We start from the raw sequence: 12,023 nt of genomic DNA on the forward strand, positions 1-12,023 counted from the left end.
TGACTTAATGACCAATGACAAATGACTTTATTATGAAAAAGATAAAAGTAACACAAATTAAGAGTGTAATTGACAGACCGGAGCGCCAGAAAAGAACAATGGTAGCGTTGGGCTTAAAAAAGATGAATGCTTCTGTAGAAGTGGAAGCTACTCCACAGATATTGGGTATGGTTACTAAAGTAAGCCACCTTGTAAAAGTTGAAGAGTTAGCGTAAAAATGAATAATTGATAATGAGATAATGAATAATTATTTCATTTCAGTAACTGTCTGACGCATCCACTGAGAACATTATCAATTATTAATTATACAATTATTAATTACTAAAGCGAGGGGTGATTCCCCGTAAGTACAAAATCAAGATAAAATGAAACTACACACACTGAGGCCTGCAAAAGGCGCAACGCACAAAGAAAAAAGGATTGGCCGTGGTGAAGCAAGCGGTAAAGGTGGTACTTCTACCAAAGGTAATAAAGGTGGACAGAGCCGTGCCGGTTATAAGAGCAAAATGGCTCATGAAGGTGGCCAGATGCCTATTCAGCGCCGTATCCCTAAACGCGGTTTTAAAAACAACAACCGTGTTGAATTTAAAGTGTTCAATATCGGCCAGATCGATCATCTTTCTGAAAAATACGGTATCACAGAGTTTAACTTACAGAATTTATATATCAACGGATTGATCAGCCAGTTTGACAGCGTTAAGGTTCTAGGAAACGGGGAACTTAAAGGCAAATTCAGTTTCAAAGTAAATGCGGTGAGCGAAAAGGCAAAATCTGCTATTGAAGCTGCCGGAGGTTCTGTTGAGATAGTAAAATAATTTCACGATATTTGCAGACCCCGCCCGCGGGGTCATTTTTAATTTAGCGCAAAACATTTAAACCGTTTTAAATCTGTGAAGAAGTTCATAAAAACACTTAAAAATATCTGGAGTATTGAGGAGTTGCGTAGTAAGATCACTTTTACGTTATTGCTCATTCTCATTTATATCATCGGTACACATATCGTGTTGCCTGGTATCGATCCTAATACACTGGTTGAACTGCAGAAAGGTAACTCCAAATCATCTGGCGGCTTACTTGGCCTGCTGGATACTTTTGTAGGTGGTTCTTTTAACAGGGCTTCTATTTTTGCATTGGGTATCATGCCTTATATCTCTGCATCTATCTTTATGCAGCTGATGACCATCCTGGTACCGCAGATCGCCAAGATTCAGAAAGAAGGCGAAAGCGGCAGGAAGAAGATCAACCAGTGGACCCGTTACCTAACCGTGGGTGTTACTGCTTTCCAGGCCATCGCTTATATCAGCTTCTTAACTTCTACTTATAACCAGGCATTGATCCCTGCTTATACCGGTTACTTCTGGGCTTCTACTGTTATCATCTTAACTGTAGGTACTTTGTTTGTAATGTGGCTGGGCGAAAAGATCACTGATAAAGGTTTGGGTAACGGTACTTCTATCATCATTATGATCGGTATCCTGAACCGTTTACCACAGGCTATTGCACAGGAATGGGCAGCAAGAACTGTTAGAGGTGCAGGTGGTCTGTTGATCATGATGATCGAGATCGTGTTCCTGATCGCTGTTATCATGGGCCTGATCATGCTGATACAAGGTACAAGAAGGGTTCCTGTTAACTACGCTAAACAAATTGTTGGCAACCGCCAGTTTGGTGGTGCCAGGAACTTTTTACCACTGAAAGTAAATGCTTCCGGTGTTATGCCGATCATCTTTGCACAGGCTATCTTGTTCCTGATCGCTTTTATCACTGGTTTGGGTAAAACAGGACAGAACAACTTCCTGAACGATCATACCAATGTATGGTACATGCTGATCTACTCTGTTGCAGTAATTGCATTTACCTTCTTATACACAGCTTTGATCTTTAACCCGAAGCAAATGGCAGATGAATTAAAGCGTAACAACGGCTTTATTCCCGGCGTAAAACCTGGCCAGCCTACTGCAGATTATATTGGTACTATCATGGACAGGATCACTTTACCGGGCGCTGTATTACTGGCACTGGTGGGTATCTTACCGGGTCTTTGCCAGTTAGGTTTTAAAGATATGCAGCAGAGCTTCTCTACCTTCTTCGGTGGTACTTCATTACTGATCATGGTAGGTGTAATCTTAGATACCTTACAGCAGATAGAAACACAATTGCTGATGCGCCAGTACGATGGTTTGATGAACAGTGGAAGGATACAGGGAAGGCAGGCAGCTACAACCATGTAATTGATACATCCCCTGTTTGGGGACTTAAAAAATACGCAGGCCCCGACAACTAAATTGTCGGGGTTTTGTTCTAATTAACAACATTTGATCAAACTATAATTATCCTTAAAGACCGGGTTATGGTACATTATAAATCTAAGGCGGAAATTGAATTGATGCGGGAGAGCAGCCTGCTGGTAAGCAAAACACTGGCAGAAGTGGCTAAGATCATACGGCCGGGTATCTCGACCTTTGAGCTGGACCAGTTTGCTGATACTTTTATAAAGGATAACGGCGCTGTTCCTTCTTTTAAAGGATACCAGGATTTTCCTTATGCCTGCTGCATGTCGGTGAATGATGCAGTGGTACACGGTTTTCCTACAAAGGATGCTTTAAAGGAGGGTGATATTGTTTCGGTGGATGTAGGGGTATTTAAAAATGGATTTCATGGTGACAGCGCATATACGTTCGCGGTAGGTGAGGTGAGTGCTGAGGTAAAACAACTGCTGCGTGTAACCAAGGAATCGCTTTATAAAGGCATAGAGAAGGCTGTGCATGGCAATCGTGTAGGTGATATTGCTTATGCCATTCAGCATTATACACAAAAAGAACATGGCTATGGCGTGGTGCGGGAGCTGGTGGGGCATGGCCTTGGCCGCAAACTGCACGAAGAGCCACAGGTGCCTAATTATGGCAAACGTGGTACGGGTGAAAAATTAAAAGAAGGCATGGTGATCGCTATTGAGCCGATGATCAACATGGGTACTAAAAATATTTACCACGATAAAGACGGCTGGACCATCAGAACCGAAGATGGCAAACCCGCAGCGCACTACGAACACAATGTTGCTATTCAAAGAGGTAAGGCGGATATTCTTTCTTCTTTTGCAGAAATTGAAGCGGCGGAGAGAGCGAATGCTAATCTTTCCTCCGACTATTGAGGCGTGAGTGGTCAGTGGTGAATAGTGAGTGGGGACCGTACTTACCAAAGAATAATTGTATAGTTCAAGACCTCAATATTTATTGATCACTGACTACTCACTACTGACCACTGACTGCTCACAAGATCCTGTACTTCATTTCCACCCTTGCATCTTTCCATATATTATCGGGGCTGATATAGGTATCCTGGTATTGCATGATGACGCCGCTTTTTGCAAGGATGTCTCTTACTAATTCGCTGCAGATATAATTCTTATTCCGTTCTCTTTTACTGATATGAAATAATATACGGACCATGATGCGTACGATCTCGTAATTATCATAGGGTCTTGTCAATTCATCCAGGCCAAAGCTGATACCCCTGTTCAGGTGTTCCTTATCTAAATTAATATTTAACTGTGCGATGGCGATCTGTCCCTTGTAAGGCCGCTTTTTGCCTTTATAATCGTGCAGGTATTTGGATAAAGGAATTAACCGTATGCCCACATTGGGTTCTGCTTCCAGCACCAGCACCCTGCCCAGTTCCTCATCTTTATAAATCACGGCTACATGGCTCCAGGTGCTTTTGGTAAGCTTTTGTATCACCCCCGAAAAAGCATAACTGCCACTGCTGAAAAAGATATTACCGGTTTTTAACTGGTCCCTTATTTTATCATAAGGGATAACCGGCATTTTTTTAAGCTCCTTTTTGGTAATTGATCCTGCCATTGATGAACTGTTTGGGTTTAGTTGTAATTTTAATCGTTAAGATACAAAATAGATCAATGAATCAAAAAAGCCTGGTAGTTATCGGCGGTGGAGCAGCCGGATTTTTTTGTGCAGTAAATGCGGCAAGGATGAACCCGGCTTTGCAGGTGACCCTTGTCGAAAAAACGGGTAAGTTATTGAGCAAGGTAAAAGTAAGCGGCGGTGGCCGTTGCAATGTTACCCATGCCTGTTTCAGCATTGCGGATATGGTAAAGAAATATCCCCGTGGCGCTTCTTTTTTAAAAAAGGCATTTCATCATTTTTTTACTACGGATACCATTGAATGGTTCAGGCAAAGAGGCGTCGCATTAAAAACGGAAGCGGATGGAAGGATGTTCCCCGTTACAGATTCATCACAAACCATTATTGACAGCCTGCTGAAGGAAGCCAACAAATACCAGGTGAATATCTTAATGAATGCCGAAGTAAAAACTATTAACCATAACAACGGCAAGTTTGTACTGGAGCTGCAGGGAGAAAGAAAACTGGAAGCAAATTATATTTGCTGTGCCGGTGGCGGCTACCCGAAAACGATACAGTTTGACTGGCTTACCAAACCTGGGCATAGTATTGAAGAGCCAGTACCTTCTTTATTCACCTTCAACATGCCGGGCAACGCTATTACAGCTTTAATGGGTGTAGTTGCGGAAAATGTCTCAGTAAAGATCAACGGAACTAAACTGCAGGAGCAGGGGCCATTACTAATTACACATTGGGGTATGAGCGGGCCTGCGATATTAAAATTGTCTGCCTGGGGTGCAAGGGAATTGCAGCAAAAGAATTATGCGTTCACTATTACTGTCAACTGGTTATCATCTTTCAACGAAAATACGCTGCGGGAAAAATTACAACAATTACGTTTTGAAATTGCCACACAAAAGATCGTCAACCGCAATCCCTTTCAGTTACCTGCAAGATTGTGGGAATATTTACTGGAGCAATCGGGGGTTGTAAAAGATATCCGCTGGGCCGACCTGCCGGGGAAAGAACAGAATAAGCTGATCAAGAATTTATGTGCGCAGGAATTCGCTGTAAAGGGCAAGACCACTTTTAAAGAAGAGTTTGTAACGGCAGGCGGCATTTTGCTGAGCGAGATCGATCATAATACGATGCAGAGTAAAAAGGTGCCGGGTTTGTTCTTTGCCGGCGAAGTGATGGATGTGGATGGTATTACCGGTGGCTTTAATTTTCAGAATGCGTGGACAACAGGATGGATCGCTGCTAAAACGATCAGTACGTTAGAATAAAAATCAGACTAAATTTTAAATAGCATATATGTTTTTACAGAAACGGATCTTACTGGTAAGCTGCTTTTTATTAGGGCTTATACAATTACAGGCACAGCAAAAGCATGTTTTTTCTTTTGACAAAACGCAGTTTATGCTGGATGGAAAACCATTCCGCATCATCAGCGGCGAAATGCACCCGGCACGTATACCGAAGGAATACTGGCGCCACCGCATACAAATGGCCAAGGCCATGGGTTGTAATACCATTGCGGCTTATTTTTTCTGGAATTACCACGAAATAAAAGAAGGCGTTTTTGATTTTAAAACAGGCAACCGCAATATTGCTGAATTTATAAAGATATGCCAGGAAGAAGGCATGTGGGTAATGGCCAGGCCGGGCCCTTATGTTTGTGCAGAATGGGACTGGGGTGGATTACCTACCTATCTTTTAAAGATACCGGATATTAAAATACGGTGTATGGATGACCGTTATATGGCTGCCCTGAAGCGCTATGTAACGGCGATCAGTAAAGAATTAAAACCACTGTTGTGCAATAATGGCGGCCCCATAATTCTTACACAGGTAGAGAATGAGTACGGCAGTTATGCCAATGATAAAGTGTACCTGAAAACTTTAAAGAAACTATGGGAACAAAATGGCATTACCGGCCCTTTTTATACCGCCGACGGGCCAACCGATTTTATGCTGGATGCGGGGAATGTAGAAGGAGCGGCTATAGGACTGGATTCGGGCAGCAATGATGAGAATTTTGATGCGGCCACGAAACACAATCCCAATGTACCTGCATTCAGTTCCGAAACTTATCCCGGCTGGCTTACACACTGGAAGGAAAACTGGCAGCGACCTGATACCAATGGATTAAAAAAAGAAATTGAATACCTGTTGAAGAATAACCGATCATTCAACCTGTACGTAATTCATGGAGGTACCAATTTTGGATTTACGGCGGGGGCCAATGCATTCAGTCCAACACAATTTCAGCCGGATATTACCAGCTACGATTATGATGCGCCTATTAATGAACAGGGCAATGCCACACCTAAATATTATATGCTGCGTAATTTGATCAGCAAATATGTAAGCTATAAAATTCCTGATGTACCTGCACCTATAAAAACAATTACAATTGCACCCATACAATTATCCGCTATCAGTGCTGTGTGGAAGGAATTGCCGCAGCCCATTGCTTCGCCACAACCCAAGCCGATGGAGTATTATAACCAGAACCAGGGCTTAATATTATACCGTACCAAACTGATCGGTCATAAAAGCGGCACGCTTACCATTACCGAACCACATGATTTTGCGATGGTATTCATTGATGGAAAATTAATTGATACCATTCACAGGGATGGTGGCAGGTGGAGTATCAAGATACCCCGTTCGGACAGTAAAGATCCGCAACTGGATATTTTAGTGGAAGGCATGGGGCACATTAATTTCGCCCAATACATGATCGACCGGAAGGGTATCACAGATCGTGTAACCCTTAACGGTATGACGCTGATGGACTGGCAAACTTATTTATTACCGATGGATGAAAAAACGGTGGCTGCAATAAAACCTAAATACCCCGAAGGTTTGCAGAACGGTGTTTTTTATAAGGGAAATTTTAACTTAACGGAAACCGGTGATACGTATTTTGACATGAGTAAATACAGCAGGGGCATAGTATACGTGAATGGCCACAACCTGGGCCGTTACTGGAACGTAGGTCCACAGCAACGTTTGTATTGCCCTGCAGGCTGGTTAAAGAAAGGGGCCAATGATATTGTAGTGTTCGACCTGCTGCAGAATACAGCGGCGAGTGTAGAGGGAAAGAAAGAACTGGAATAGATAAAAGAGTGGGTAAGTTTTAAAACTTGCCCACTCTTTATAAATGCTTTAAGAAAAATAAGTACCGCCGTTGATATCAATATTGGCGCCGGTGATAAAACTGCTATCATCGCTGGCAAGGTAGCAAACCAGGTCTGCAACTTCCGTAGCTTTTCCTTCTCTCTTTAGCGGAGTGGCATTGGCTACATTAGCCCTTACTTCGGGTTTGGTAAAATTATCATGAAAGGCTGTAGCGATCATACCCGGATCCACGGCGTTTACACGAATGCCCTTGGGGCCTAATTCTTTTGCCATAGCACGGGTAAATGTTGCGACAGCGCCCTTGCCTGTTGCATAGGCGGATGCACCAAAGCCACCGCCATCGCGGCCTGCCTGTGATGAAAAATTAACGATGGCTGAACCAACCGGCATTAATGGCGCCACATGTTTCGTCATCAAGAACGCAGATTTTACATTCAGGCGCATCACGTAATCCCAAAAATCTTCTTCCATATCTGCCAGTAATTTTCTTGCCACCAGGCCGCCGGCTACATTCACTAAAATATGTATCTCGTTGCCAAAAGCTTTTTGTGCTGCGGCCACAATATTTGCTGCATCCGCATTCAGTGTAACATCACCTCTTACAGTAATGGCATTACCACCGGTTTTCTTTACCAGTTCCAGCGTTTCATTGGCCATTTCTTCGTTGCTCAGGTAATTGATCACCACGTTGGCGCCTTCACTTGCCAGCTTCAGCGATACCGCCCTGCCAATATCCCTTGCTCCACCGGTTACGATCGCTGTCTTTCCTTTTAATTTCATAACATTAGTTTTATGTGTTGTAAATATTTTATTGCAATGTTTTTAATGGCACTGCATCCATATCAGTAAAGGCCATATTCTCACCGGCCATTGCCCAGATGAAAGAATAACTTGCCGTGGCCACACCACTGTGAATGCTCCAGCTGGGTGATAATATCGCCTGCTCGTTGTTTAAAAAGATATGCCTTGTTTCATCCGCTTCGCCCATAAAATGAATGATGCGCTGCTCTTCGGGCAGATCGAAATAAAAATAAGATTCCATCCTCCTGTCGTGCAGGTGCGGTGGCATGGTATTCCAGATGCTGCCTTTTTTAAAGCTGGTTACACCTAACAGCAACTGGCAACTTTTTATACCATCATTGTGAATGTATTTATTGATGGTGCGTTCGTTGTTGTTATCTAAACTTCCCATTGCAGCAGGCATTGCTTCTGATGGTTTCATTGATCTTGTGGGATAAGACTGATGCGCAGGGCAGGAGAAGAAAATAAATTTTGCTGGGCTTGCTGCACCGTTGCTGCTGAAAACAATATCCTGTTTACCCATACCAATGTATAAGCAATCCATTTTTTCCAGTGCAAATTTTTCTCCGTCCACGGTTATGCTTCCGTAGCCTGCAATATTCAGTATACCCATTTCTCTTCTGCTGAGAAAATATTCTGCTTTCAACTGGTCATATGTTTCCAGTTTTAAAGCCTTGTTTACTGGATAAGCGGCCCCTACTACCATGCGGTCGTAATGCGTATACACACATTCCACTTTATCCGGCGATAATAAATTTTCTACTAAGAATTTTTCGCGGATATCTTTTGTTTTGTAATGGCTGAAATCTTCAGGATGAACCTGGTGATAAATTTTCATGATTATTTGATGGTATTGTTTTTACTGGTTACAAATTTGTTGGTGATGATCTTGCCGGATTTTGTGATGGAATTATTGTTGATGCTGTGCACAGCACGTACCGCATCTTCGTATTGCACCAATGTACCGGCTGTGTTGCTGGCCATAAAACGATTGTATTCAATAGTTGATAGCTGTGTGCCGTACAAACTGATCAACGGCGCTTCGCTGCTGCAATTGCCAACGACATTGTTTTTAAATAATAACAGCGGCCCCATCGTACTTTCATCATTACCGCTTCTTATCATTCCGAGTAATTGCCCTTTGTTACCGGAGAAGGTATTGTTAGTGATCTTTAATTGTTCTACTGAATAATAACCTTTCTTATCTGTTTCGTTATTAAAGTTGAACAGGGTGCCGGTATTGCTGTTAAAAGCATTGTTCTTTATAATGATACTGTCGAAAACTGTCGATTTTGCTGCGTTGAATAAAGTACCATTTAAATTGGTGAATGTGTTGCCGGTTATCACCAGGTTACTGTGATTGCTGCTGCCGGTAAGATCGGCAGTGATGAAATTGCTTCCATGAAATCCTCCCAGGTCAAATTTTGTATCTGTGATCGTGAGCCTGCTGCCGGCTTTTACCTGTAAAAGATTGAACCCTGCGCCTGATGGAGTGGAAATTTTTACTGATTTTTTTGCGGATGTAATAGTGATATTCCCTGCAACGATAATGGGCTGATCGACCTGGTAATTGCTGCCTGTTAAATGTATCCGTGTTGGGTTAGCGGCCGGGTTGCTTAGTGCTTCGGTCAATGACTTGCCATCTGCACAATTTATTTCCACCGCTTCCAGCATGATGTGCATAGTGGGTTCTTCAAACCATTTGGCACCGGAATTTTTTTTATTGTTCGCTTCAATATTTTTTATTGCTTTTTCATCTGAGAGGCCTGGCGCTGATGAAAGATGCCCGGCCAGTTTTACTTTGGCAAGCGCTGTTAACGAATCTGGTATCCTGTCGGCAACTTCTATACGGGCTTCCGGAATTTTAAAATTACCTGCATTGGAAACAGTTAATGCCATCCTGGTAAAACCAGGGGCGAGGCTTTGTGTAACAGGGTTGCCGGTAACATTTTCGCTGAAGGAGATCTTACTGATATCATCGTATTTATTATAGATCACTTTATCCCTGTCGTTATAAAAAATATTCTTTGCAAAGATCACGTGGCTGGGCACTACGGTTCTTTCTGTATCGCTTCCTTCGCACAAACTGAAAGGCGTGCAATTATAAAAACTGTTGTTCATCACTACTGCTTCCGTTACAGCCACATAGCGGAATGCCGGTGAATTGGGTACGCCGTTCATCAACGAAAGCGGGGAGCGGAAACCAACGCCACGGCATTTATAAAAAAGATTGTTCACCACCCATTGCCCACGATTGATGATACGTACACCACCGGTGCCGGGTTTGTCATTGCCTAAAAAAAGATTATTCTCCACTACATTGTAATGCCCATGGCGCAGCACCACACCACCCTGGCATTCTTTAAATACATTATTGCGCACTACGTTGCTGCATGATTTTACAGAAATGATCTCTGTTTCTCCATCGCAGTGTTCAAAATAATTATCTACCACCTGTGTATTGGAATTGAACTCGCAGTGTTGTGAAACGCCGATGCGGATCATTTCCCCTGAATTAGATGCCAGCGGCAAACGAAAACCAAAATAGTTATGATCAATAGAATGAAAATTTTCGCGGCTCCTGTCATCATCCAGGATAATTGCCATTAATACACCCATATTTTTTTTATTCTGAAAAGTGCAATGATCCACCCGGTTGTTCTTGCCATAAAACTCCACCCAGTAATTTTCATCCAGTCTTTTTGGGTTATTAAAATCATTGATCACCGTATTGGTAACGCGGCAATTATTGGCCAGTTGTTTTTTATCGATCCTGAAATCGATCACGGCATCACCAGCATATCCTTCTGTAAAATAAAGCCCCTCCACCACAATATAGCTGCCACCCAATTTCAACTGCGAGTGGCCACTGATCTGTACTTTACCGGCCTGCTCTGCTTTAAAAGTGATAGGATCATCTTTTGTGCCATTGCAATTCAGCTCAATACTCACATCTTTCCATATACCATTTTTAAGTACGATGATATCACCGGCCTTTGCTGCTGCATTGGCCTTTTTAAGTTCATCGATATTTTTTACGGTAATGGTTTCGCCCATTGTTATTACAGTAAATAACAGGCAACAACCCAGTGCAAACAAGCGTATCATATTTTTTATTTTGTTCTGCCGTTCTTTGCGGCGTTTCTTAATGAAGATTCCCTGATGTGTAATTTAGGTTTCAGCACTTCATCTACATTGCTCATGTCCTCGTTGTTGTGCATGCTTTCTATAAAAAGTTTGGCAGCAACTTTTCCCAGTTCAAATGCAGGTTGGTCCACGCTGCTTATCTGCGGACTTACCAGCTTTGTTACCGGTTCATTATTAAATCCAACCAGGCCGATATCTGTCGGCATTTTTAATCCTTTTTCTTTAATGGCCAGCATAGCGCCAATGGCCATACGATCGCTGATGGTAAAAATGGCATCAGGCCGCTTTTTCATATTCAGTAATTCTTTGGTGGCGATATAAGCGTAATCCTGGTTAAAATCACAATGGATGATAAGATCTGGATCAACTTTAATTTTATATTTTTTCAGTGCGGCTAAATAGCCATCCATTCTTTCATTACTGATACCTAAATTTTTTGGACCGGCTAAAATGGCAATGCGCCTGTAACCCTGTTCCAGCAAGTGTTCTGTAGCTTGTAATCCTCCATCTTTATTGTCCAGCCGTACACTCGGCATTTTTACATTTTCAATCAGGCGGTCAAACATCACCATCGGCATGCCTTTGTCCACTATCTTTTTAAAGTGATCGAACACTTTTGTTTCACTGCTTACAGAAATAATAAAACCATCCACCAGACTATCCATCAACCGCCGGGTGTTTACGATCTCCCTGCCGAATGATTCATTGCTTTGACAAACCATTACAGTGTAACCTGCTTCCAGCGCCACTTCATCAATGCCTTTTACCATGGTGGCCAATACATAATCAAGGTTGGGTACCAATACACCAATAGTATGCGTTTGTTTTTGCTGCAAGCTGAGTGCAAATTTGTTGGGCTGGTAATTGAGTTCTTCCGATAGTTTTTTAACGGCATTCTTTGTTTCATTGCTTACATCGGTGGCATCACGCAGCGCCCTTGAAACGGTGGAAGTGGATATCTTCAACATCCTTGCAATGTCTTTGATAGTTGCAGGTTTGTTCATACAGGCAATCTTTTTGTAAATCTAATACAAAGAAATTTACGGGATTACCGGTAGCGTTACCGGT

General features: G+C 42.5%; 11 protein-coding genes. 6 read left to right on the plus strand and 5 right to left on the minus strand.

Annotated elements, in window-relative coordinates; genetic code table 11:
• Nucleotides 1–14: 14 nt before the first annotated feature.
• From rpmD to map, 4 genes are all read left to right on the plus strand, one after another.
• Nucleotides 15–215: a 50S ribosomal protein L30 gene (gene rpmD / locus QM738_RS11390; RefSeq protein ID WP_462276840.1), complete on the plus strand. Its 201-nt coding sequence runs from the start codon at nucleotides 15–17 to the stop codon at nucleotides 213–215.
• Between the two features lie 150 nt (nucleotides 216–365).
• On the plus strand, nucleotides 366–815 hold the full coding sequence (rplO, locus tag QM738_RS11395; protein WP_462276841.1) for a 50S ribosomal protein L15: 450 nt from the start codon (nucleotides 366–368) through the stop codon (nucleotides 813–815).
• A 75-nt stretch (nucleotides 816–890) separates the two neighbouring features.
• Nucleotides 891–2,231 carry a preprotein translocase subunit SecY gene (gene secY / locus QM738_RS11400; protein WP_462276842.1) on the plus strand — a complete coding sequence of 447 codons (1,341 nt, stop codon included), beginning with the start codon at nucleotides 891–893 and terminating at the stop codon, nucleotides 2,229–2,231.
• Between the two features lie 119 nt (nucleotides 2,232–2,350).
• The gene (map, locus tag QM738_RS11405) at nucleotides 2,351–3,151 is read left to right on the plus strand and encodes a type I methionyl aminopeptidase (RefSeq protein WP_462276843.1); all 801 of its coding nucleotides are present in this window, start codon (nucleotides 2,351–2,353) and stop codon (nucleotides 3,149–3,151) included.
• A gap of 118 nt (nucleotides 3,152–3,269) precedes the next feature.
• Here map and QM738_RS11410 read toward each other — a convergent pair whose 3' ends face one another.
• Complete coding sequence (locus tag QM738_RS11410) at nucleotides 3,270–3,860, minus strand: YiiX/YebB-like N1pC/P60 family cysteine hydrolase (protein ID WP_462276844.1); 591 nt, start codon at nucleotides 3,858–3,860, stop codon at nucleotides 3,270–3,272.
• A gap of 56 nt (nucleotides 3,861–3,916) precedes the next feature.
• On the opposite strand from QM738_RS11410, the gene QM738_RS11415 reads away from it, so the two are divergent.
• Together QM738_RS11415 and QM738_RS11420 are read left to right on the plus strand one after the other, a co-directional pair.
• The gene (locus QM738_RS11415; protein WP_462276845.1) at nucleotides 3,917–5,146 is read left to right on the plus strand and encodes a BaiN/RdsA family NAD(P)/FAD-dependent oxidoreductase; all 1,230 of its coding nucleotides are present in this window, start codon (nucleotides 3,917–3,919) and stop codon (nucleotides 5,144–5,146) included.
• Between the two features lie 28 nt (nucleotides 5,147–5,174).
• Nucleotides 5,175–6,986, plus strand: a complete 1,812-nt coding sequence (locus QM738_RS11420; protein ID WP_462276846.1) for a glycoside hydrolase family 35 protein — start codon at nucleotides 5,175–5,177, stop codon at nucleotides 6,984–6,986.
• A gap of 48 nt (nucleotides 6,987–7,034) precedes the next feature.
• Here QM738_RS11420 and QM738_RS11425 read toward each other — a convergent pair whose 3' ends face one another.
• From QM738_RS11425 to QM738_RS11440, 4 genes are read right to left on the minus strand one after another with little or no spacing between them, the layout of a single operon-like run.
• Nucleotides 7,035–7,787, minus strand: coding sequence for an SDR family NAD(P)-dependent oxidoreductase (locus QM738_RS11425; RefSeq protein WP_462276847.1), 753 nt, complete (start codon nucleotides 7,785–7,787; stop codon nucleotides 7,035–7,037).
• 28 nt (nucleotides 7,788–7,815) lie between these two features.
• Entirely contained in the window at nucleotides 7,816–8,646 is an 831-nt protein-coding gene (kduI, locus tag QM738_RS11430; protein ID WP_462276848.1) for a 5-dehydro-4-deoxy-D-glucuronate isomerase, read from the minus strand.
• 2 nt (nucleotides 8,647–8,648) lie between these two features.
• Entirely contained in the window at nucleotides 8,649–10,916 is a 2,268-nt protein-coding gene (locus tag QM738_RS11435; RefSeq protein WP_462276849.1) for a polysaccharide lyase 6 family protein, read from the minus strand.
• A 5-nt stretch (nucleotides 10,917–10,921) separates the two neighbouring features.
• Complete coding sequence (locus tag QM738_RS11440) at nucleotides 10,922–11,959, minus strand: LacI family DNA-binding transcriptional regulator (RefSeq protein WP_462276850.1); 1,038 nt, start codon at nucleotides 11,957–11,959, stop codon at nucleotides 10,922–10,924.
• Nucleotides 11,960–12,023: the final 64 nt, after the last annotated feature.

Source organism: Ferruginibacter sp., assembly GCF_049840995.1.
GTDB lineage: Bacteria > Bacteroidota > Bacteroidia > Chitinophagales > Chitinophagaceae > Ferruginibacter.